General features: G+C 69.8%; 21 protein-coding genes. 7 read left to right on the top strand and 14 right to left on the bottom strand.

What is annotated here, in order from left to right:
- Window positions 1-700 precede the first annotated feature (700 nt).
- Entirely contained in the window at window positions 701-2,296 is a 1,596-nt protein-coding gene (locus C3E78_RS02410; RefSeq protein ID WP_108576811.1) for an FMN-binding glutamate synthase family protein, read from the top strand.
- Here C3E78_RS02410 and C3E78_RS02415 read toward each other — a convergent pair.
- The 8 genes from C3E78_RS02415 to C3E78_RS02450 all read right to left on the bottom strand — a co-directional run bounded on the left by C3E78_RS02415 (window position 2,289) and on the right by C3E78_RS02450 (window position 9,668).
- Window positions 2,289-3,539 carry a sensor histidine kinase gene (locus C3E78_RS02415; protein WP_108576812.1) on the bottom strand — a complete coding sequence of 417 codons (1,251 nt, stop codon included), beginning with the start codon at window positions 3,537-3,539 and terminating at the stop codon, window positions 2,289-2,291. The genes C3E78_RS02410 and C3E78_RS02415 overlap by 8 nt on opposite strands.
- Window positions 3,532-4,266: a response regulator transcription factor gene (locus C3E78_RS02420; protein ID WP_108576813.1), complete on the bottom strand. Its 735-nt coding sequence runs from the start codon at window positions 4,264-4,266 to the stop codon at window positions 3,532-3,534. Before C3E78_RS02420 ends, C3E78_RS02415 begins: the two co-directional genes overlap by 8 nt.
- 1 nt (window position 4,267) lies before the next feature.
- Window positions 4,268-4,660 (bottom strand): hypothetical protein, encoded by a 393-nt coding sequence (locus tag C3E78_RS02425; protein WP_108576814.1) that lies wholly within the window; start codon window positions 4,658-4,660, stop codon window positions 4,268-4,270.
- Window positions 4,660-6,465, bottom strand: coding sequence for an Ig-like domain-containing protein (locus C3E78_RS02430; protein ID WP_108576815.1), 1,806 nt, complete (start codon window positions 6,463-6,465; stop codon window positions 4,660-4,662). Before C3E78_RS02430 ends, C3E78_RS02425 begins: the two co-directional genes overlap by 1 nt.
- Window positions 6,466-6,617: 152 nt before the next feature.
- A complete protein-coding gene (locus tag C3E78_RS02435) occupies window positions 6,618-7,139 on the bottom strand; it encodes a M73 family metallopeptidase (RefSeq protein WP_108576816.1) in 522 nt (173 codons plus the stop codon).
- 23 nt (window positions 7,140-7,162) lie between these two features.
- On the bottom strand, window positions 7,163-7,762 hold the full coding sequence (locus tag C3E78_RS02440) for a signal peptidase I (protein WP_108576817.1): 600 nt from the start codon (window positions 7,760-7,762) through the stop codon (window positions 7,163-7,165).
- A gap of 74 nt (window positions 7,763-7,836) precedes the next feature.
- Window positions 7,837-8,340, bottom strand: a complete 504-nt coding sequence (locus tag C3E78_RS02445) for a TasA family protein (RefSeq protein ID WP_108576818.1) — start codon at window positions 8,338-8,340, stop codon at window positions 7,837-7,839.
- Window positions 8,341-8,480: 140 nt separating this feature from the next.
- A complete protein-coding gene (locus C3E78_RS02450) occupies window positions 8,481-9,668 on the bottom strand; it encodes a sensor histidine kinase (RefSeq protein WP_159085786.1) in 1,188 nt (395 codons plus the stop codon).
- A gap of 105 nt (window positions 9,669-9,773) precedes the next feature.
- Here C3E78_RS02450 and C3E78_RS02455 point away from each other — a divergent pair, with 105 nt between their 5' ends.
- The 4 genes from C3E78_RS02455 to C3E78_RS02470 all read left to right on the top strand — a co-directional run bounded on the left by C3E78_RS02455 (window position 9,774) and on the right by C3E78_RS02470 (window position 13,177).
- Window positions 9,774-11,207: an MFS transporter gene (locus tag C3E78_RS02455; protein ID WP_199906916.1), complete on the top strand. Its 1,434-nt coding sequence runs from the start codon at window positions 9,774-9,776 to the stop codon at window positions 11,205-11,207.
- Between the two features lie 52 nt (window positions 11,208-11,259).
- The gene (locus tag C3E78_RS02460; protein ID WP_108576820.1) at window positions 11,260-11,445 is read left to right on the top strand and encodes a hypothetical protein; all 186 of its coding nucleotides are present in this window, start codon (window positions 11,260-11,262) and stop codon (window positions 11,443-11,445) included.
- A gap of 85 nt (window positions 11,446-11,530) precedes the next feature.
- Entirely contained in the window at window positions 11,531-12,148 is a 618-nt protein-coding gene (locus C3E78_RS02465; protein ID WP_108576821.1) for a DUF47 domain-containing protein, read from the top strand.
- A 3-nt stretch (window positions 12,149-12,151) separates the two neighbouring features.
- Window positions 12,152-13,177, top strand: a complete 1,026-nt coding sequence (locus C3E78_RS02470; RefSeq protein WP_108576822.1) for an inorganic phosphate transporter — start codon at window positions 12,152-12,154, stop codon at window positions 13,175-13,177.
- Window positions 13,178-13,198: 21 nt separating this feature from the next.
- Here C3E78_RS02470 and pstB read toward each other — a convergent pair whose 3' ends face one another.
- The 5 genes from pstB to C3E78_RS18150 all read right to left on the bottom strand — a co-directional run bounded on the left by pstB (window position 13,199) and on the right by C3E78_RS18150 (window position 18,192).
- Entirely contained in the window at window positions 13,199-13,978 is a 780-nt protein-coding gene (gene pstB, locus C3E78_RS02475; RefSeq protein ID WP_108576823.1) for a phosphate ABC transporter ATP-binding protein PstB, read from the bottom strand.
- 16 nt (window positions 13,979-13,994) lie between these two features.
- Window positions 13,995-15,059 carry a phosphate ABC transporter permease PstA gene (gene pstA / locus C3E78_RS02480; RefSeq protein ID WP_108576824.1) on the bottom strand — a complete coding sequence of 355 codons (1,065 nt, stop codon included), beginning with the start codon at window positions 15,057-15,059 and terminating at the stop codon, window positions 13,995-13,997.
- Window positions 15,059-16,003: a phosphate ABC transporter permease subunit PstC gene (pstC, locus tag C3E78_RS02485; protein WP_108576825.1), complete on the bottom strand. Its 945-nt coding sequence runs from the start codon at window positions 16,001-16,003 to the stop codon at window positions 15,059-15,061. The genes pstA and pstC overlap by 1 nt, the downstream gene beginning before the upstream one ends.
- Before the next feature lie 79 nt (window positions 16,004-16,082).
- Window positions 16,083-17,180 (bottom strand): phosphate ABC transporter substrate-binding protein PstS, encoded by a 1,098-nt coding sequence (gene pstS, locus C3E78_RS02490; RefSeq protein ID WP_108576826.1) that lies wholly within the window; start codon window positions 17,178-17,180, stop codon window positions 16,083-16,085.
- Between the two features lie 124 nt (window positions 17,181-17,304).
- The gene (locus C3E78_RS18150; protein WP_135804905.1) at window positions 17,305-18,192 is read right to left on the bottom strand and encodes an NUDIX hydrolase; all 888 of its coding nucleotides are present in this window, start codon (window positions 18,190-18,192) and stop codon (window positions 17,305-17,307) included.
- A 54-nt stretch (window positions 18,193-18,246) separates the two neighbouring features.
- On the opposite strand from C3E78_RS18150, the gene C3E78_RS18155 reads away from it, so the two are divergent.
- Entirely contained in the window at window positions 18,247-19,323 is a 1,077-nt protein-coding gene (locus C3E78_RS18155) for a hypothetical protein (protein ID WP_135804906.1), read from the top strand.
- Here C3E78_RS18155 and C3E78_RS02505 read toward each other — a convergent pair.
- Complete coding sequence (locus C3E78_RS02505) at window positions 19,320-21,440, bottom strand: RNA degradosome polyphosphate kinase (RefSeq protein ID WP_108576829.1); 2,121 nt, start codon at window positions 21,438-21,440, stop codon at window positions 19,320-19,322. The two genes, C3E78_RS18155 and C3E78_RS02505, sit on opposite strands and share 4 nt — an antisense overlap.
- 93 nt (window positions 21,441-21,533) lie before the next feature.
- Between C3E78_RS02505 and C3E78_RS02510 the strand changes: the two genes are divergently transcribed.
- Window positions 21,534-22,577 carry an alpha/beta hydrolase gene (locus C3E78_RS02510; RefSeq protein ID WP_108576830.1) on the top strand — a complete coding sequence of 348 codons (1,044 nt, stop codon included), beginning with the start codon at window positions 21,534-21,536 and terminating at the stop codon, window positions 22,575-22,577.
- The last annotated feature ends 15 nt before the right edge of the window (window positions 22,578-22,592 follow it).

A 22,592-nucleotide genomic window follows, 5' to 3' on the forward strand; every position in this document is an offset into this window, starting at 1 on the left:
AGCCGCTGCGGGCGCTGTTGTGGGGGCGACTCTTCGGGCACGGGCGGCTGTCACCACCTAGGCAGCCGGCGCGTACCCGTGCAACCGTTCTGCCAGACGACCCCCGACCAGTGGGCACTCCTAGGCCGCGTGATTCAGGCCAACAGGCGCAACACTCAAATGTCGCTGGGCTCGCTCCTCGTTCAGTTTGGACGCGTGACCGTGGAACGTGTCTCCAAGTCGGACTGCCTGCTAGGGCGGCGTCACCCTCTTGCTCATCATCATCTTCCGAAACCTCATCACGAACTACTTGTCGGAACCTTGCCGATGACGACGACGGAACGTACAGGACCCCGGACTTGACCCCGTCCGCGGCGGGCCAGCCCGGAGTGGGCCGATTCTCACTCCCGACGTAACGCGTGTTCCCACCCAGGCGCCACAACGTTCCCGGTCTTGCGCCTCGCGGCGTTCTGTACAGGCCGAACCAGCCGTTCCCGATTCGCACTGCAATGGCGGTGGCCAGATCGCGTTTCTGCAGGTTAGAACTATTGTCCCCATGTCCCAGAGGCCCGGGACATGGGGACAACCCTGCGGCGGTGTGCTCCACGTCCAGGAGCGAGTATCGCAGAAGCGTCCTTCGTGCGTGGTCGGCGCCCGCCGGCCGGTGCCCCGGCCGGTCGCTCGCGTGGACAAGCCCACCGCGCAGGGGTAGGACTTGGACATGAGGCTCAGCCGGGTGGTCGGGGGTGTCGGCATCGCGATCGGTGCGGTGGCAGCGCGTGACCTGACGCAGAAGAAGCACGCACTGATGCGCAACTTCCCGGTGCTGGCCCACGCGCGCTACTGGCTGGAGACGATCGGTCCCGAGCTGCGGCAGTACATCGTCACCAGCAACGACGAGGAGCGTCCGTTCAGCCGGGACCAGCGCTCGTGGATCTACGCCTCCTCCAAGCAGGAGAACAACTACTCGGGGTTCGGCACCGACAACGACATCGAGCACCTGCCGGGATACGCGATCATCAAGCACCGGACGTTCGCCGACTCGCTGCCGCACGATCACGCCGAGGACACCGGCCTGCCCAGCGCGAAGGTGCTCGGCGGGCCGCGGGGGAGGGCCAAGGCGTTCCGGCCCGAGTCGGTGGTCAACATCTCGGGCATGAGCTTCGGCTCGATGTCCGGCAACGCGATCCAGGCGCTGAACCGTGGCGCGCGGATCGCCGGGTGCATGCACAACACCGGTGAGGGTGGCCTCTCCCCGCACCACCGGCAGGGCGGCGACATCATCCTGCAGATCGGCACCGCGTACTTCGGCTGCCGCAACGACGACGGCACCTTCTCGCTCGACCGGCTCAAGGACGTCGTCGAGTCCGCTCCGGTCCGGGCGATCGAGATCAAGCTCTCGCAGGGCGCCAAGCCCGGCCTCGGCGGGCTGCTGCCCGCCGCCAAGGTCTCGCCCGAGATCAGCGAGATCCGGGGCATCCCGATGGGTCAGGACTGCGCGAGCCCGTCGCGGCACACCGCGTTCACCGACACCGACAGCCTGCTCGACTTCGTCGAGCTCATCGCGGCCGAGACGGGGGTCCCCGTGGGGATCAAGAGCGCAGTCGGGGAGATGGGCTTCTGGTCCGACCTCACGCGGCTGATGTCGCGCCGGGACCGGGGCGTGGACTTCGTGACGATCGACGGCGGCGAGGGCGGCACCGGCGCGTCGCCGCGCATCTTCGCCGACTCGATCGCGCTGCCGTTCCGGATGGGCTTCTCGCGGGTCTACGGGACGTTCGCCGCAGCGGGCCTGAGCGATGACGTCACGTTCATCGGCTCGGGCAAGCTCGGCCTGCCCGACAACGCGATCGTCGCGTTCGCGCTCGGCGCCGACATGGTGAGCGTCGCCCGTGAGGCGATGATGGCGGTCGGGTGCATCCAGTCGCAGAAGTGCCACACCGACCGGTGCCCCACGGGCGTGGCGACGCAGGATCCCTGGCTCGCGCACGGGCTCGACCCGGCCTCCAAGGGCGAGCGGTGCGCGCAGTACGTCCGCACGCTCCGCAAGGAGCTCGTGAAGGTCTCCGAGGCGGTCGGAGTGGCGCACCCGGGCCTCATCACCCCAGACGACATCGACATCCTGCGAGGCGACTACGAGTCGGACTCGCTGCACACGGCCTACGGCTACGAGGCGGGCTGGGGTGAGCTCGGTCCCGAGCTGGCACGTGAGATCACCGAGCTCATGGCGCCAGGCGGCTCCCGTCCGGAGAGGCGGTCGAGCGAGCAGGGAGAGGGCGAGAAGCCCCTGGGTCAGGACGTCGGGACCATCACCTGACGGCGTCGGACGCCCGCCGCTGCCGGTCCGCGCGGGGGAGGAAGAGCGAGACGAGGGTCGTCGGGAGGTCGCTGACCCCGATGAAGCCGCCGAGCGACTCTGCCCGCGTGGCAGCGTCGGTCAGGCCGGCGCCGTCTCCCTCGGGGGAGGCGTGCAGGACGCCCGGCTCGATCACCTGCGTCCCCTCGTCGTGCACGCGGAAGCGGAAGTGGGTGTTGTCCCGGAAGATCTCGATCGTGACGGTGCCCGATCCGTGCAGGAGGGCGTTCTCGATCAGGATGTCGGCGACCGCGTCGACCGCCTCCCGCCCGGCGCGCACCATCGCGGGATCAGCGCAGGGAATCACCACGATCTCCCGGCCGGCCGCCTTCGCGCGGGCGGACCAGCGCTTCGCCGCATCGACGGCCACGATGGCGAGATCGACGGTCGAGGCCCGGTCCAGACGCCGATCGTTCCCGCCCTCGAGCAGAGCAGTGACGACGCTGCTGAGCCGGTCGACCTGGGTGAGGCCGTGGTGCAGCTCGTCGGCGACAGTGGGAGGTGTCTCGGGCCAGAGCGTGAGGTCCTCGAGCGACAGCCGCAACGCGGTGATCGGCGTCCGCAGCTCGTGGGACGCGACGACGGCCAGGTTGCGCTCGCGTCGGACCAGCACGTCGAGCTGACCCGCGGCACTGCGCAGGGCGTCGCCCAGCTCCGCTGCCTCGCGCATGTTCGAGTGGTGGACCGGGGTGTCGAAGTGCCCCTCGCCGATACGGGTGGCATCGATCGCCAGCTGGTGGAAGGGATGCGCGAACCGCTTGGCGAGCAGCCAGCCGATCACCGCCGCGAGCACCGCGAGTCCCAGACCGACCAGCACGAGGGACCACATGGCGTCCGACACGCGCCCCGCGCTGACGGCTGCTTCCTGCGTCAGGATGATGCGCGACCCGGTGTCGGCGACGGGTCGGGTCGCGGAGATGTCGTCGTCGTCGCGGGGCACCGTGCGGGTGCTGATGCGGGTGCCGTCCGCGGCCATGTACGTGAGCGTCTGGCCGTCCTGCGTCAGCTGGTCGAGGAAGGACCGCGTGACGTTCTCGGTGCCACGGGCGGCCACCGCGACGGAGACGAGGTCGGCCGCCTCACTGACGGACTCCCGCTCCTGGTTCTTGACGAGATCGGCGGTCGAGTACGCCCGCACGACACCGAAGATGGCGATCATCCCCACGGTCATCGCGACCAGGGTCACCACCAGGCGTTCACGCATCGAGCTTGCTCTCCAGCCTGAAGCCCACGCCGCGGACCGTCACGATGCGCGAGGACGTCCCGCTGTCCTCGAGCTTCTGGCGCAGGCGTCCGATCGTCGTGTCGAGCGTCTTGGTGGAGCCGAACCAGTTCTCGTCCCAGACGTCGTCCATGACGCGCTCGCGAGTGAAGACCGCGCCGGGGGTCGACTGCAGGAGGGCCAGGACGTCGAATTCCTTGGCGGTGACGGCCAGCTCGTCCGTGCCGACCCAGACGCGTCGCGCGTCGGCATCGACCCGCAGCGCGCTGCCGGTGCTGGGGGCAGGGGCCGCCGGCGTGGGCGCGGGCGCGGGGGCAGCCGGTGCGGGTGCCTCGGCGACCGGGGCGGTGCGCCGCAGCAGGGCGCGCGTGCGGGCCAGCAGCTCCGCGAGACCGAAGGGCTTGGCGAGGTAGTCGTCCGCCCCGACGTCAAGACCGACGACGCGATCGAGCTCACCGCCGCGGGCGGTCAGGATGAGCACTCCGCCGAGGTATCCACCGGCGCGGACGCGCCGGCAGACCTCCAGCCCGTCCACGTCGGGCAGGCCGAGGTCGAGCAGCACGAGGTCGATGTCGCCCGCCTGCACCCGCTCGATCGCGGGGAGGCCGGCGGAGGCCCGGTCGACCTCGTAGCCCTCACGCTCGAGGGTGCGGATCAGGGGAGCGGCGATCTGGTCGTCGTCCTCGACGAGCAGCACATGGGAGGGCATTTCAGGAAGCATACGGCGACCGGGTCCTCCTCCTGGTGACTCTCCGGGGCTGGTCGGCGAGCAGCAGCCCGATCACCGCGATCGAGAGCGCGAGCGTCAACGCGCCGAGTGGACCGAACGGGTGGACGTCACGTCCCGGAAGGCCTGCCGTCGCAGCGAGGGCGACACTGCCTGCGCTCGCGGCCGCGATCAGCCCGAGGACGACCCGGGACTCCACGCAGTTGTCGCGATGGACCTTGAGCGTCGCCGCGGAGGTCACGACGATCGGCACGAGCATCAGGAGATCGATGTACGGGTCGTGGTCGCCACCGAGGAGGCGGACCAGGTGCACCAGGACGAGGAGTAGTCCCACGGCTGCGGCCGATCGCGAGGACGTGGTGTGTGCCATCTTCATCAGAAGTCCACGTCCAGCGGGCCGGACTCGGTGACGTCGCTCGTGCTGGTGGGGTTGCCGGCCAGGTCGGTGACCGAGGAGGACGGGCTCCACACGATGTTGGCGGGCGTGGTCGAGCGGAGCGCGAGACTGCTGCTGCTCAGGATCTTGATCGTGACGACGGTGGCCACCCCCGTGTCGACGGGCACGGTCTCGGCCGAGATGCTCACGTCGCTGGAGTAGTCCACGAGCCACAGGGCGAAGTCGGCGTTGAGCTCGAGCGTGCCGAGTCGGAAGCTGCTCGGCGCGCTCACCTCGAGGGTGTCGCTCGAGAAGAACCCGCCCCTGACCCTGACCGTTCCGGAGGTCGCCGCACCGGACCAGCCCGAGTAGATCGAGCTGAGGTCCATCTGCTCGCTGAACGTGTAGACGATCGTGTCTCCCGCGTCGATGCGCCCGGCGACCCCGCCGTTGGTGGTCTGGATGTCGACTCCCTTGCCGGGCGTGTTGTCGACGATGCGGCCGGTCACCACCGCGGAGGTGGTCTGGGTGCCGTCGGTCTCGGTCAGCACGGCGCGGAGGTCGTAGCTCCCGTCGGTGACTCCCGCCGTGGCGAAGGAGCAGCTGTAGGGCGAGGTCGTGTCGGTGCAGATGTCGGTCCAGGCGTTCGCGCCGGCCACCGATCGCTGGATCTTGACCGAGCGGATCGTGGTGCTCGACTGCGCCTGGGCCTGCAGCGTGACGTTGCCGCGGAGGTGGGTGCTGGGGGCGACGAGGGTGACCGAGGCGTTCTGGACCACGCGGTTGGCGATCGCCGTGGACGTCGTGACGTTGCCGGCCTTGTCGGTGGCCACGGCACGGAAGCCGTAGGTGCCGTTGCCGAGGCGGGTCGTGTCGCCCGAGCAGGTGAAGGGGGAGCTCGTCGTGACGCACACGTCGGTCCAGCTGGTGCCCGAGCCGGCCTGGACGACGACCTCGGCGATGCCGGAGTGGTCGTCGGCCGCGGTGGTGGTGAAGGTCTTGGTGCCCTTCAGGGGCGTGCCCGGGTCGGTCATCCTGACCGTCGGGGCGAGGTTGTCCACGACGACGCGGGTGACGACCGGGGACGCGGACGTCGCGGTGCCGACCGTGGCCACGGCCCGTACGTCGTAGGTGCCGTTGGCGGCGAGCCGGGTGTCCGCCGAGCAGGTGTACGGCTTGGCGGTCGAGGTGCAGACCGTCGTCCAGCTCGTGCTGCCGGTCGGTGCGAACTCGACGCGCACCGAGGACACCGTGAGCGTGCCGACGTGGTTGACCGTCACCGCGGTGGCGACCGTTCCGCGCAGGAAGTCTCCGGGTCGGTCGAGCGACACCGTCAGGCTGTTCGCGACGGTGGTGCGGGCGGTGGCGGAGCCGGCTCGGTTGCCGGCCTTGTCGACCGCGACGGCACGCATGTCGTAGGCACCGTCCGGCACCGAGGTCGTGTTCCAGTCGCAGGTGTACGGGGCGGTCCAGGTCTCGCAGATGGTGGTCCACGACGAGGTGCCGGCGGCCGCGTGCTGGATCGTGACGCTGTCGACGCCCGAGACGGCGTCCGTCGCGACCGCGGTGACCTTGCTCGTGCCCGCCAGGATCGTGGGCGGCGCGCTCATGCCGACGCTCGGCGGGGTCCAGTCGGCCGCGGCGGACACCGAGCTGGTCGACCGGGTGCTCGCGGTGAACGTGGCGGAGGACGACCCGGTGACGGCGACCGAGGCCACGACGGCCGCCACGGCACCGACGGCGAGGGACAGCCGGCGGGTGACGGTGGTCCTCCCGTCGCGGTGGCGGGGATGCGTCGAGGTCATGCCTCCACCCTAGGAAGGAGCGATCCACGCAACTTCCACACGAATGCCCCAGCATCTCCACATCTGCGCGAACGACAACGTGCCGCCGATCACATGGATCGGCGGCACGGCGTCAAGCGGGCCGGGGGTGCCCGCAAGCGGTGGGGGACGCACTAGTCGTCGGTGCTGGGGTCGGCCTGGACCGACTGCCACTGGAAGCTGGCTGCGGCCGTCCTGCCCTGGCCGGTGTTGGTGACGGCCGGGTCGAGCTCGACCCGGAAGGCGTAGTCGTTGGCCTCGCCCGGGCCGACCACTCCGAGATCGGTCGACCCGCCTGCGGCGAGATCTCCGAACGTGCCGGCGTAGACGACCCGCTCGGCGGTCGTGTTGGTGATGACCATCGACAGGCCGCCCCCGAACGGGTTGACCGACTCGGTCTCGGTGAGCTGCAGCCTCACGAACCGGGTGGCCGTGTTCCTGATCGTCAGGCTTGCGTTGACGACGTCACCGGGCTTGATGTTGCTCGCGTCGAAGATCGCGGCACGGTCCCTGGAGTTGGCCTGGGTCAGCGGCCCGGAGGCGACCGAGCTGATCGTGACCGAGCGGGTCGAGGGGTACGTCGCACCCGAGCTGACGGCGATGGCACTGGCACCGACGGCCGTGGCGATCGGCAGGAGGATCTTGAAGCTCTTCACAGCGGTGTCCTGGGGCCGGTTCGTCAGGCGGACTGCACGGTGTCGCGGCCATGGGCGGCGACGGGGCGCGTCTTCTCGCGGCGACCGGCGCCGATGGCGCGGGCCAGCTCGACGAGGCTGGCGAGGGCGATGAGCGCGGCGGGGATCCCGATCACCATCATCCGGATCTCCCGGTCGGCGAGGGCCACGAAGATCCAGCCGGCGTAGGGCACGGTGTGGCGGACCACGGGCTGCTCACCCTTGGTGAGGCTGAACTTCCACGGGTCGGGGTCGGGGTTGGCGTCGCCCTGCGTCTGGAGCTGGCGGACGCCGCCCTTGAGGGTCTTGTCCTTGACGATGCGGTGCGTCACGAGGTTGGTGACGCCGCTGCTGGCGGGCGGCAGGTACGTGATGACGTCCCCGACCTTCAGGTCGTCCACTGGCACGGGCTCCTCGAAGGCGATCGAGCCCTTCTCGAACGTGCCGGACATCGACCCGCCGGTGATCACGTAGCGCTCGTACCCGAACAGGCTCGGCGCGAGGTACGCGACGCCGGCCAGGGTGGCCAGGACCGACAGGAGGGTGATGAGGCCCGAGCCGATGCGGGCAGCGGGGCTGCGGCGGGGGCTGTGCTTGCGGCTCATGATCGGCTCCTGTCGAGATCGGCGGGGTTCTCAACCCCAAGGACAGGGGGCGCCGGACGGCGCCCCCGTGGACGTCAGCCGGCGTTCTTCTGGACCGAGTCCCAGGTGAAGGCTGCCGAGGCGGTCTGGCCCTGGAGCGTGTCGCCGGCGGTCTTGTCGAGGGAGACGGTGAACGTGTACTCGTTGGCGGCGTTCGGTGCGACCTCGCCGAGTCCGGTCTTCGCCAGCTTGTCGAACGTCCCGGTGTAGACGGGCGTCGTGGTGCCGGTCTTGGTGACGACCATCGTCAGCTTGTCGCCGAAGCCGTTGACGGCGTCGGTCTCGGTGAGGCTGAAGTCGGCGGGCAGCGTGCCGGAGTTCGTGATGGTCAGGCTGCCGGTGACGGCGTCGCCGGGCTTGATGTCGGACGCGTTGAAGATTGCGGCCTCGTCCTTCGAGTTCGTCTGCTCCAACTTGCCGGAGGTGACCGAGCTGATCGTGTTCGAGCTCGTCGAGGTGAACGTCGCGCCCGATCCGACGGCGATGGCGCCGGCGGCGACGAGGGTGGCGAGCGGGAGGAGGATCTTCGAGGTCTTCATGGCGTGTCCTTGAGGTAGTGGCTGAGGGGCGTTGCGTTGGCTTGTGACATCAACTTATGGATTCGCGATCCACGCGATCTCCACACAACTTCCTCGTGCACTCCACAGTTCGGCACCAGTTGCCGAGGGACTCCTGTGGCTCAGCCCGGCAGGTCGAACCAGACGCTCGTGCCGCCGCCGGTGGCGCTCTCCATGCCGATGGTCCCGCCGTGCGCCTCGACGATGCGCTTGGCGGTCGCCAGGCCGATGCCGTGGCCGGACGCGGTCCCGTCCTCGCGGGCGAAGAGCTCGAACATCGCCTGGCGGCGCTCCTGCGAGACGCCGATGCCGTTGTCGGTGACGCGGACCCGCCAGTGGTGCTGGACGCGGTCGGCCGTGATGGCCACGACAGATCGTTCGTTCGGCCGGGCGAACTTGATCGCGTTGGTCAGCAGGTTCAGCACCACGGAGTACAGCAGGTCCGCGTCTCCCAGCACCCGCGGCAGGTGGCCCACCTGGACGTCGGCCTCGCTCTGACGAATCAGGGGGTCGATGTCGCCGAGCACGGAGTGGACGACCGCGGACAGGTCGGTGTCCACCAGTCGCAGGCGCCCGCCCTCGCGGGCGAAGTCCAGCATCTCCGCGATCATCGCGTCCATCCGGCGGCCGGCCTCGTTGATGCCCGTGACCATCTCGGAGGCGTGGGGGTCGCCCTGCACGACCGGCTCGCCGGCCAGGAGCTCGGCGTTCACCAAGATGGCGGTGAGCGGGGTGCGCAGGTCGTGGCTGACCTGACCGGCGAACTGCGTGAGGTGCTCGTTGGAGCGGCGCAGCTTGTCGCGGACCGTGGTCAGGTCCCGCAGCGAGTCCTCGAGGGCCTGGCTGCGGTAGCGCAGCTCCAGCAGGTCGGTGACCTGGGAGGCCATGACCTTCAGCGCCTGACGCTGCAGCGCCGTGAGGTCGCGAGGGGTGTCGTCGAAGACGCACAGACGGCCGATCGCGACACCCTCGGCAGTCGTGATCGGGGCCGAGGCGTAGAAGCGGATGGTGCCCAGCTCGCCGCTGACGAAGGGGTTGGCGGAGAAACGCGGGTCCACGGTGGCGTCGGACACCACGACCGGACGGGTCTCGTCCATGAGGACCGCGCACATCGAGTCCTCCCGCGCACACACGGACGCCTCGAAGCCGTGCGCGACGACCTGGTGCTGCTGGGTGCTGCTCATGATGTTGATCGCGGCGTGGGGAACGCCGCAGATCTGCGCGATGAGACCGACCAGCGACTGCAGGTCGCGCCCGGCCGGGCGATCAAGGACTCCGTAGCGTTCGATGAGCGCTTCGTAGGTAGGCAACAGGGTTCCCAACTGGAAAAAAAGGACTTAAGTCCGTCATGATTGCACGGTTCCGAGCCCCTGTGACGACTAGCGGGCACGCGTCGCTGGACCTAGCGTGGTCGGGTGACGCAGACCGGAACCCCTGAGCTGAGCCCCGAGGAGCAGTCCCGGCGATGGCGGGCGCTCGCGGTGTGTCTCGGCGCCGGCGCGATGACCCTGCTGGACATCAGCATCGTGAACGTCGCCCTCCCCTCGATCCGCGAGGGTCTCGGGGCGGGAAACAGCACGATCCAGTGGGTCGTCGCCGGGTACGCGCTCGCGTTCGGGATCGTGCTGGTGCCGGCCGGCCGCCTCGGCGACGCGCGGAGCCGGCGGACGGTCTTCCTGTGGGGCGTCGCCCTGTTCACCCTGTCCAGCGCCGCGTGCGGCGCGGCGCAGACGCCAATGATGCTGGCGGCGGCGCGGGTCGTCCAGGGCCTCGGCGGGGGACTGATCACGCCGCAGATCTCCGGATTCATCCAGAACCTGTTCCGCGGGCCCGAGCGCGGCCGGGCCTTCGGCCTGTTCGGCACGACGATCGGCGTCTCGACGGCGATCGGCCCGCTGCTGGGCGGCGTGCTGGTGCACGTCGGCGGGGACGACTGGGGATGGCGCCTGGTGTTCTACGTCAACGTCCCGATCGGGATCCTGTTGCTGTTCCTGGCCGCGCGCAACCTGCCGACCACGGACAAGGGGCCCAAGCAGTCGCTCGACCCGGTCGGGGTCGCGCTCTTCGGCGCCGCGATGTTCCTGGTGCTGCTGCCGCTGGTGCAGGGCTCGCAGGACTCGTCCCTCGCCCAGCGTCCGTGGTGGCTCATGGGTGTCGCCGTCGCACTCCTCGCGGTGTTCGTCGTGTGGGAGCGGCGGTGGGGGGCGCGGGGTCGCGAGACGCTCCTCGACCTGTCGCTCGTCCGGGTGCAGTCGTTCGTCCTCGGCCTGGGCGTCGGCACGCTGTACTTTGCGGGGTTCACCTCGATCTTCATCATCCTCACGCTCTACCTGCAGGAGGGGCTCGGCTACTCCCCGCTCGAGGCCGGCTTCTCCCAGGTGCCGTTCGCCGTGGGATCCGCCACGTCGGCGTGGATCGGGGGCCGTCTCGTCGAGCGTTTCGGACGCGCCCTGGTGGTGCTCGGCCTGGCGCTGGTCACGGCGGCTCTCGTCGCGATCGACGTGCTCGTCCCGCACCTCGACGGCGACATCGGGCTCAAGCTCGCGCCGATCCTGCTCGTGGCGGGGCTCGGTGGGGGCCTGGTGATCTCGCCCAACGTCACCCTCTCGCTCGACGAGGTCGCCCCGGCTCGTGCCGGTGCCGGCGGAGGCCTGCTGCAGACCGCCCAGCGGGTCGGCTCGGCCATCGGTGTCGCGATCGTCCTCGCCCTGTTCTTCGAGCGCGTCAGGTCGACGGATGGGGACTTCGCGGACGCGCTGTCGTACAGCCTGCACGTCACGATCGTCTTCGTGGCGCTGGCGCTGGTGATGGGTGTGCTCGACCTCGTACGTCGCGTACGTCACGACTGACCGCTCGGCGATCGGCTGCGCCGATACCGGCCGTCGAGATACTCTCGAGCTGATGTTGACGCTGAACGACCTGGGAGCCCGCCGCATGCCGGAGCCGCTGGACAGTCGCCTGCGCGACGACGACGCGCTCGACGAGATAGAGCTGACAAGCCGTCTCATCATTGCGGCCTCGTCGAAGGACGGACACCTCACCCAGAGCGAGGTCGACGAGATCCTCGGCATCACGAACGCCGGCTGACCTGTAGAGGACCCCGCGACTGGCACGCGCGAACAGCGTGCATCTAGCATGGGCTTGCCCTACTCAGCATTGACAGGAGCTAGTCGTGCGTTTCCGCATCCGACCAGTTGAAACATCTTTCTACGATCTGTTCACCGAGATGGCGAACCACCTCGTGGAGGGTGCCAATCTGCTGGCGCAGATGCTCGATTCCGGAACCGACAAGCGTGCCCTCGGTGACCTGATGAGAGAAGCCGAGCACCAAGCGGACGAGACGACCCACAAGATCATCAAGCGGGCCAACACCACGTTCATCACCCCGTTCGACCGCGAGGACATCTACCGTCTCGCGAGCAGCCTCGACGACGTCATGGACTTCATGGAGGAGACCGTCGACCTCGTGGGTCTGTACGAGCTCGGTGACCTGCCGGCCGACTTCGCCCCCCAGGTCGAGGTGCTGCAGCGCGCGACCCAGCTCACCGCCGACGCGATGCCGCGGCTGCGGACGATGAAGGACCTCGACGAGTACTGGATCGAGATCAACCGGCTGGAGAACCAGGGCGACCGCTCCTACCGCCGCATCGTCGCCCACCTGTTCAGCGGCACCTACAAGTCGCTCGAGGTCCTGAAGCTCAAGGACGTCGTCGACTCCCTCGAGCACGCGATCGACGCGCTCGAGTCCGTTGCGAACACGGTGGAGCAGATCGCCGTCAAGGAGTCCTGAGTAGTGGACCTCGTCCTCGGCCTGGTGATCGCCACGGTCGTCATCGCACTGTTCTTCGACTACACCAACGGCTTCCACGACGCCGCCAACGCGATCGCCACCTCGGTGTCGACGCGCGCCCTGACGCCTCGTCTGGCACTCGCGATGGCGGCGGTCCTCAACTTCGTCGGCGCGCTGCTGGGCGTGGGGGTCGCCAAGACCATCAAGGACATCCTCAGCGGTTTCGACAAGATCACGGCGGAGAGTCAGTCCCATGCCCTGACGGTCGTGCTCTCGGCCCTCGTCGGGGCCATCGTGTGGAACCTCATCACGTGGTACTTCGGCATCCCGTCCTCGTCGTCGCACGCGCTCATCGGCGGCCTGATCGGCGTCGGCCTCGCCGCCGGTGTGACGGTCGACTGGGACAAGGTGGTCGACAAGGTCGCGATCCCCATGATCCTGAGCCCCGCGCTCGGCTTCATCGGGGCGTTCCTCATCATGCTGCTGATCATGTGGGTGTTCCGCCGGGCCAACCCGCACACGGTGAACCGCGGGTTCCGCCTGTCGCAGACCGTCTCGGCGGCCGCCCTGTCGCTCGGCCACGGGCTCCAGGACGCGCAGAAGACGATGGGCGTCATCGTGCTGGCCCTGATCGCCGGCGGCTATCACACGTCGGTCAACGACGACATCCCGTTGTGGGTCATCCTGGCCGCGGCCGGCGCGATCTCCCTGGGCACGATGTCCGGCGGCATGCGGATCATGCGCACCCTGGGCCGGCGCATCATCGCGCTCGACCCGCCGCGCGGGTTCGCTGCGGAGTCGACCGCCGCGATCGTCCTGTACGGCATGGCCATCGGCGCGCACGCCCCGGTCTCCACGACGCACACGATGACGTCCGCGATCATGGGTGCCGGCGCGACCAAGCGCTTCAGCGCCGTCCGCTGGGGCGTCGCACGCGGCATCATCACTGCTTGGGTCATCACGATCCCGGCGTCGGCAGCCGTGGCCGCGCTGACCTACATGGTGCTCCACACGTTCATCCCGCAGTGACGCGCTGACCGGCACCCGGCCTCACCCGAACCGGCCCTGGATGTAGGCCTCGGTCGCGGGGTCGGACGGGTTGGAGAAGATCGTCTCGGTGGGTCCCACCTCGATCAGGCGACCGGGCTTGCCCACGCCCGACAGGTTGAAGAACGCGGTCTCGTCCGAGACGCGGGCGGCCTGCTGCATGTTGTGGGTGACGATGACGATCGTGTACTCGCTCTTGAGCTCGTGGATGAGGTCCTCGATCACGCTGGTCGAGATCGGGTCGAGCGCCGAGCACGGCTCGTCCATGAGCAGGATCTCGGGCTCGACCGAGATCGCGCGGGCGATGCACAGACGCTGCTGCTGACCGCCCGACAGCCCGGAGCCCGGACGGTCCAGGCGGTCCTTGACCTCGGCCCAGAGGCCGGCGCTGCGCAGCGACCGCTCGACGATGTCGTCGGACTCCGCCTTCTTCATACGCTTGCTGTTGAGCTTCTGGCCCGCGAGGACGTTGTCGTAGATCGACATCGTCGGGAACGGGTTCGGCCGCTGGAAGACCATGCCGATCATGCGGCGGACGTTGACCGGGTCCATGTCGTGGGCGTACAGGTCCTGCCCGTCGATGAGGACCTTGCCCTCGACCCGGGCGCCGCGGATGACCTCGTGCATGCGGTTGAGCGACCGCAGGAAGGTCGACTTGCCGCAGCCCGAGGGGCCGATGAACGCAGTGACGGACTTGGCGGAGATGGGGATCGTGACGCCCTCGACGGCGAGGAAGTCGCCGTAGTAGATGTTCAGGTCCGAGACATCGATGCTCTTGGCCATGGTGGGAACCTTCCGGTTAGCGCTCGCCCTTGGGCGAGAAGAAGTAGGAGACGAGGCGGGCGATGAGGTTGAGGAGCATGACGATCAGCAGGAGCGTGAGCGCCGCACCCCAGGCGCGGTCGAGGCTGAACTCCGGCGGGATGCCTGGGCTCCGCACCGACTGGTAGGCGAAGACCGGCAGCGTCGCCATGCGACCGTCGAAGAGGTTGAAGTTCACCGAGTCCGTGGCCCCCGCGATGATCAGCAGGGGAGCGGTCTCGCCGATGACGCGGGCGATCGCGAGGGTGACGCCGGTGACGATGCCGGCCAGTGCTGTCGGGAGCACGACCTTGGCGACGGTGCGCCACTTCGGCACACCGAGGGCGTACGCGGCCTCGCGCAGCTCGTTGGGCACGAGCTTCAGCATCTCCTCGGTCGAGCGGACCAGCACCGGGATCATCAGCACGGACAGTGCGACCGATCCGCCGATGCCCATGCGGACGCCCTCGCCGAAGATCAGCACGAACAGCGCGTACGCGAACAGGCCGGCGACGATCGACGGGATGCCGGTCATCACGTCGACGAGGAAGCGGATCCAGCGCGAGAGCCGGTTCCCGTCGGCGTACTCGACCAGGTAGATCGCGGCGAAGATGCCGATCGGGATCGAGATGACCGCGGCCGCACCGGTGATCAGCAGGGTGCCCACGAGGGCCTGGTAGATGCCGCCGCCCTCGCCGACGACGTTGCGCATCGAGTAGGTGAAGAACTCCGCGGAGAGCACCTTGGTGCCCTTGCTGATGACCGTGTAGAGGATGCTGACGAGCGGGAACATCGCCAGCACGAACGCCGAGGTGACGAGAACCGTGACGAGGCGGTCGGTGGCCTTGCGGCGTCCCTCGACGAACGCCGACCACAGCGGCAGGCCCAGGCTGATGACCCAGACCGCCAGCGCCGCGAGGACCAGGTTGGTCCCGGTGAGGTAGAGGATCGCGCCGAGCACGAGCGCGCCGGCGATGACGGCCCGGCCGGCCCAGGACGGCAGCTGGGCGCCGTACAGCTCCTTCTGGATGTCCACGGACTCGCGGGTCAGGGTGGTCGTCATCAGTTGGCTCCGGAGAAATCCTTGCGGCGGTCCACGATGGACCGGGCGGCGAAGTTGACGAGGAAGGTGATCACGAACAGCACCAGGCCGCTGGCGATCAGGACGTTGACCGTCTTGCCGCTGGCCTCGCCGAACTTCAGGGCGATGTTCGCCGCGATGGTGCTCGGGTTGCTGCTGCTGATGAGGTTGGCGGTCACGGTGCCGGCGCTCACCGACAGCACCATCGCGACGGCGAGCGTCTCGCCGAGCGCGCGGCCCAGGCCGAGCATCGCGGCCGAGACGATGCCGGAGCGGGCGTAGGGGAAGATCGCCAGCCGGGCCATCTCCCAGCGCGTCGCACCGAGGGCCAGGGCGGCCTCCTCGTGCAGGCGGGGCGTCTGCAGGAAGATCTCGCGGCAGATCGCGGTCATGATCGGCAGGATCATCACCGCGAGCACGATGCACGCGGTCATGATCGTGCGGCCGGTGGCCGAGGCCGGGCCGGCGAAGAAGGGGATGAAGCCGGCGTGCTCGGCGAGCCACGCGTAGACCGGGGCCATGTGCGGCGCGAGGAACTGGATGCCCCAGAGCCCGTAGACGACGCTGGGCACGGCGGCGAGCAGGTCGACGAGGTAGCCCAGGACCTGTCCGAGCCGGCGCGGCGAGTAGTGCGAGATGAACAGGGCCACCCCCACGGCGACCGGTGTCGCGATGATGAGCGCGACGGTGGCGGCGATGAGGGTGCCGTAGACGAGCGGCCAGACGTACGGCCAGAAGCTCTGCCCGCTCTTGACCTCGTCCGGGCTGGCGAGGATGCCGGGGATGCCCTCGAGCGTGAGGAAGGCGGCGACACCGGCGAGGACGACGAGGATCAGGACGCCCGCACCGGTCGACAGCCCCGAGAAGATGCGGTCACCGGCGCGGACGACGGTGGTGCGCTTGCGAGGGGCCAGCGTGCTGGTCACAGGCGGTGCCTTTCGACTGCTGTTTCGGATGGAACGGTGGTGCTGCCGCCCGGTCCCGAGGACCGGGCGGCAGCGGGGGTCAGGCTGCGGCGATCGTCTCGACCGCGGTCTGGACCTTCGAGGCGAAGTCGCCCGAGAGCGGCGCCGAGCCGGCGCTGTCCGCGGCGGCCTTCTGGCCCTCGGAGCTGACGACGTAGGTCAGCCAGGCCTTGACCAGGTCGGCCTGCTTGGCGTCCGGGTACGTCTGGCACGCGACCTGGTACGAGACCAGGACGATCGGGTAGACGCCCGGCTCCTGCGTCTTGCGGTCGATGTCGACGGCGACGTCGGTCTTCGCCCGGCCCTCGACCGGCGTGGCCGTGTCGAGCGTCTTGGCAGCTGCCTCGGGGGTGGGCTCGATGAAGTCCTCACCGACCTTGACCTTGGCCTTGCCGAGGTCGCCGGCCTGGCTCTCGTCGGCGTAGCCGATCGTGCCGTTGCCGCCGGAGACGGCCGCGACGACGCCGGACGTGCCCTCGGCAGCCTCGCCGCCCTTCACGGGCCACGTCTCCACGGTCCCACCGGTCCAGCCACCCTCGGAGGCGTCCTCGAGGTAGTTGGTGAAGTTCTTCGTGGTGCCCGAGTCGTCCGACCGGTGCACGGCCGTGATGTCGAGGTCAGGCAGCTTCGCGTCGGGGTTGTCGGCCTTGATCGCAGCGTCGTCCCACGTGGTGACCTTGCCCTCGAAGATCTGACCGATCGTCTTGGGGGACAGGTTGAGCTCGTCGACGCCGTCGAGCTTGTAGATGACCGCGATGGGGCTGACGTAGACCGGGACCTCGACGATCTCGCTGCCGCACTTCTTCTTGGCCGCTGCGACCTCGTCGTCATCGAGGTAGGCGTCGGACCCGGCGAACGCCACGCCGCCGGCGATGAACTGCTCGCGGCCGCCGCCCGAGCCGACCGGGTCGTAGTTGATCGTGGCATCGGCGTTCGTGGTCTGGAACTGCTTCTTCCAGGCGGCGATGGCCGCTTCCTGGGAGGTCGCGCCGGCGCCGTTCAGGGTGCCGGAGACGCTGTCGCCGGCAGCTGCTTCACTGCCGCTGTCGGACTCATTCGCTGCACCGCAGGCGCTGAGGCCGAGGGCGAGGGTGAGCAAGGCCGCGGGGGCGGCGATGCGCAGTTTGGTGCGGTTCACGGGGGTCCCTCTCTGGGATCTGTTGACTGCGTACTCCGTGAACGTAGGCAGCGCAGGTGTATCGATCGCAGGCCGTTGGTGAACGGCCGGTGAACGGTGACGGAACGGTGGGCTCGCGCCCCTGTCACGCCAGCAGTTCTGTGGCGTGGACCACACCTTTGCGATGGTGCACGACGATCCCCTGGCCGGGTGCGAGCTCGACCTGGTCGACGCCGATCGCGTCGAGGATCCACGGCAGCGTCGGGCGGTGGCTGCTCAGCACCGCGGGCTTCTTGCGGTCCATGATTGCGGCGATCGAGCGCTCCACCTGGGCGGAGCGGGTGTCCTCGGAGAGCCGGTCGTCGATCTCGAGGAACGTGTCGATCGAGTGGGCGTACGGCTCGACGGTCTGGGCGCACCGCACGGCGGGGCTGCTCACGACGCGCCGGATCCCGTACGCGCCGAGGACCGGTACGAGCGCCCGGGCACGGTCCAGGCCGGCCGACGTCAGCGGACGGTCGAGGTCCTCGATCCCGGACGAGCGGGGGGCCGCCTTGCCGTGGCGGAGCACCACGAGGGTGCGGGTCCGGTGCGCCTGCCGCTCCTGCAGCGCGCGGAACGTCTCGAGCAGCTGCCGATCGTGCTCGTACGTCAGGAGGGACCTGGCGTCCTTGGGGCTGACCCAGCGGATCTCGTCGACCTCCTTGTTCGGCACGAACGGGGTCGCCTCGTCGGACCCCACGAGACGCGCGCACCAGTAGGAGACCCGCTTGGTGCCGCCGCTGATCGGGTACGAGATGTCCTGCAGCGGGTGTCCGAGGCGGACGCGGACCCCGGCCTCCTCGCCGATCTCGCGGACGGCAGTCGTCTGGAGCTCCTCGCCCGGGTCGGTCTTGCCCTTCGGGAACGTCCAGTCGTCGTACGACGGGCGGTGCACGACCAGCAGCTCGACGCGCGGCTGGGGGCGCGCGGGACCGGTACGGTTGCGCCACACGATGCCACCGGCTGCGGTCGTGATCCGTTCACTTCCCATGGTGCGTATTGTCCCCCGGGGAAGTGACGAGCGGGTGAAGGAGGTGTGGACGCGGTGCAACGTCGTCTCGGTGTGCGCCTCGTCGTCGCACCGCTGCTGGTCCTCGCCGTCGCGGTCACCGCGGGCTGGCTGGTCGACGGTCGCAGCGCCGCGGACCCCCGCCCGCCGCTCGCCGCAGCCCTCGACGCGCTGCCCACCGGCACGGTCGTGGCCGGGTTCACGGACTGGTCGGCGATCCGTGAGCACCTCAGCCTGGGCGATGCCGGCACCGCAGCCGCGCGGACCCGCCTCGCCGAGGACGCTGCGCTCCGGGACCTGTCCACCCGCTCGGTGCTGGCGGAGTCGGTCGAGCCGATGCACGAGCTCTACGGCTGGTCCGCCGCCGACCTGGAGTGGGAGGCGTACGGCCAGGCTGCCGGCGGCGGCGCGCTCGTGGCCCGACTGGGCGCGCGGGTCTCGTTGGCGGAGGTCGAGGACCGGCTGAGCGACGTCGGCTACACGCGGGACGGTCAGGTGTGGACGCTCGGCGACGTGGGCCGGGCCGCTGTCGGGCCTGAGCTCGCCTCCGCGCTGGGCACGATCGCGCTGGTCCCGGGCCGGCGCCTCGTCGTGGCGACGAGCAAGGACGCGTACGCGCCGGTGGTGCTGGCCACGATCCGCCATGACGAGCCGTCCCTGCTCTCGCGGCGCCCCGTGGCCGACATCGCCGCGCAGCTGGCCGCGTCGGACACCGTCCTGGTGCAGGCGCAGCGCGAGGCGTGCCGGTCGGCGGCGGTGGGCGAGACCGACGCCGACGTCGCCGCCCAGGCCGCGGCGGCCGTGGCGCGGACCGGTGAGCTGGTGGCTCCGCAGTACGCGGGCCGGGGCCTGGTCGACGGGGCGCGCAGGCAGGACATCCGGTTCGTCGCGGCGTACGGCTCGCCGGACCGGGCCGCGGACCAGCTGCGGGTGCGCAGGCCGTTGGCGTCCGGGCCGTTCATCGGCAGGTCGGGACGCGTCGAGGACTCCCTCGACCTCGTGTCCGCCACGGTGCAGGGCGCCACCACGTCGCTGCGGTTCGCGCTCGACCCCGACCGGGGCGCGTTCATGTCTGGCGAGGGGCCCCTGCTGTTCGCCGCCTGCGCGGCCTAGCGGGAGCGCCGGGCGCGAGCGCGCGCGATCAGCACCGACTGCAGGTCGGACGTGCCCACGTGCCGTGTCCAGGTGCCGTCACCGGCGAGGTGCCACGACGTGGTGTCGGGGTCGACGGACTCGGCGAGCAGCTCGCCGAGAGCCTGGGTGTGCTCGTCCGACGGGACACGGACCAGCACCTCGACCCGGCGGTCGAGGTTGCGGTGCATCAGGTCCGCGGAGCCGATCCAGGCCTGGGGCTCCCCGCCCCCGGCGAACCAGTAGACGCGGCTGTGCTCGAGGAAGCGGCCGAGGATGCTGTGCACCCGGATGTTCTCGCTCAGTCCCGGGACGCCCGGGCGCAGCGTGCAGATGCCGCGGATGATGAGGTCGACCGGGACGCCCGCCCGGGACGCCTCGTAGAGCTTGTCGATCACGGTCTCGTCGACGAGCGAGTTGACCTTGATCCGGATGCCGGCGGGACGACCGGCCCGGTGGTGCGCGATCTCGTCGTCGATCCGCTCCAGGATCCCCAGCCGCAGGCCCGCCGGGGCGACCAGGAGGCGCTGGTAGGAGAAATCCTGGGCGAACCCCGACAGGTTGTTGAACAGGTCTGTCAGGTCATGGGTGATCTCGGGATCCGCGGTCAGCAGGCCGAAGTCCTCGTACAGGCGGGCGGTCTTGGGGTTGTAGTTGCCCGTGCCGATGTGGGCGTAGCGGCGCAGACCGTCCGGCTCGTCGCGGACGACCAGCGCGAGCTTGCAGTGGGTCTTGAGGCCCACGAGGCCGTACACGACGTGGCAGCCCGCGCGCTCGAGCTTGCGGGCCCAGCGGATGTTGGCCTGCTCGTCGAAACGGGCCTTGATCTCGACCAGCACCAGGACCTGCTTGCCCGACCGGGCGGCATCGACCAGCGAGTCGATGATGGGCGAGTCGCCGGACGTCCGGTAGAGCGTCTGCTTGATCGCCAGGACGCGCGGGTCGGCCGCGGCCTGCTCGATGAACCGCTGGACGCTGGTGGCGAACGAGTCGTACGGGTGGTGGACCAGCACGTCACGCTTGCGCAACGCGCTGAAGAGGTCCGCGGGCTTGGAGGTCTCGACCTCGGCCAGGTGCTCGTGGGTACCGGGGACGAACGGCTCGTAGCGCAGCTCGGGACGATCGAGGTCCGCGATCTCGTTGAGGCTGCGCAGGTCGAGCGGGCCCTGCAGGCGCACGACCTCCTCGGGCCGGATGCCGAGCTCGGAGACCAGCAGGTCGAGCACGCTCGGGTCCATGGACCGCTCGACCTCGAGGCGAACGGGTGGGCCGAACTTGCGCCGCAGGAGCTCCTTCTCGAGCGCCTTCAGCAGGTTCTCGGCGTCGTCCTCCTCGACCTCGAGGTCCTCGTTGCGGGTCACCCGGAAGGCGTGGTGCGCGATGACCTCCATGCCCGGGAACAGCAGGTCCAGGTGCGCTGCGATGACCTCCTCGAGCGGCACGAAGCGCCCGTGATCGGCCTCCATCCAGCGGTTGATGATGGGCGGGACCTTGACCCGGGCGAAGTGGTCCTTGCCCGTGTCAGGGTTGCGCATCACGAGCGCGAGGTTGAGCGACAGCCCCGAGATGTAGGGGAACGGGTGGGCCGGGTCGACGGCCAGCGGGGTGAGGACGGGGAAGACGCGGTTGCGGTACGTCGCGCTGATCCGCTCCTGCTCGTCGGGTCGCAGGGCGTCCCAGTGCAGCAGCTCGATGCCCTCCTCGGCCAGTGCCGGCACGAGGTGATCGTGGTAGGTGTCGGCCTGCCTGACCATGAGCTCCTGGCTCGCGGTCAGGCTGCGCGACAGGACCTCGCGCGGGTTGAGGCGGCTCGCGGACGGCACCGCCACGCCGGCGGCGATGCGGCGCTTGAGACCGGCGATGCGCACCATGAAGAACTCGTCGAGGTTGCTCGCGAAGATCGCCGTGAAGCGTACGCGTTCGAGCAGCGGGAGGGTCTCGTCCTGCGCCAGCTCCAGCACCCGGGCGTTGAACGCGATCCACGACAGCTCCCGGTCGAGGAACCGGTCGCTGGGCAGGGCGCTGTCGGCCGGGTCGAAGGGCGGATCGACGTCGAACTCGTCCGGCGAGGCCGGGCCCTCGAGCTCGGCGACCGTCATGTCGTCTGTGTCCACCTTTCCAGAGTGGCAGACAAAGGTGAACGCGGCTTGAACGACGATGGCCCGGCCCCCGGCAGACGCTAGCGTGAGCGCATGGCTCTCGTTCCCCAGCTCGTCGGTGCCGCCCGGGGCGCCTCCGCCCGCGCCCTGATGCAGCTGCCCCGTCCCGTGATCGCCCGTCTCGCGGGTGCACCCGTCGTCATCAACGGCCGCACGCTCGACCCGGAGATGCAGCTGCTGCTGCGCCTCCAACGGATCGAGGGGCCGGCTGCGGAGTCGGTCGCGATCAGCCGTGGGCGCCGGATCATCGTGTCGTCGTCACGCCTGGCCGGCGGCAACCAGCCCATCGGGGCGGTCACGGACCGGACGATCGACGGCCCCGGCGGACCGCTCGGGCTGCGGTTCTACACCCCGCGCGGACTGACCGGGCGCGCGCCGGCGCTGGTGTTCTTCCACGGCGGCGGCTGGATCTACGGTGACCTGGAGAGCCACGACGCGACCTGCCGGTTCCTCGCCGAGGAGGCGCAGGTGCGGGTCGTCGCTGTCGACTACCGGCTCGCCCCCGAGGCCCCGTTCCCGGCGGCGATCGACGACGTCATGGCCGCGTGGAGCTGGATCGTGGAGCACGCGCCCGGCCTCGGCATCGACCCCGAGCGCATCGCCGTCGGGGGTGACAGCGCCGGCGGCAACCTGGCGGCGGTCGTCGCGCAGCAGACGGTCCGCTCCGGGGGCCCCGCACCGGCGTTCCAGCTGCTCATCTATCCCGTCACGGACTTCCTGAACACGTCGGCGAGCCGGACGACGTACGCCGACGGCTTCTTCCTGACCAAGGCGTTCATGGACCTCGCGGAGGAGAACTACCTGGTCGGCGGCGAGGACCGCTCCGACCCGCGTCTCTCGCCCCTGTTCGGGGACGTGACGGGGGTTGCGCCGGCGTACGTCGCGACCGCCGGCTTCGACCCCCTGCTCGACGAGGGCACGGCGTACGTCGAAAAGCTGCGCGAGGCGGGCGTCCCGGTCGAGCATGTCTGCGAGGACGGGCTGATCCACGGATTCATCAACATGGTCGCGATCGGTCGGACCGCACCGAAGGCCGTCCGTCGGGCCGCGGCTGCGCTCCAGCGCGGCCTCTCCTGACCTACCCACCCACCC

The sequence above is a fragment of the Aeromicrobium chenweiae genome, from assembly GCF_003065605.1.
In the GTDB taxonomy this organism is placed as follows: domain Bacteria; phylum Actinomycetota; class Actinomycetes; order Propionibacteriales; family Nocardioidaceae; genus Aeromicrobium; species Aeromicrobium chenweiae.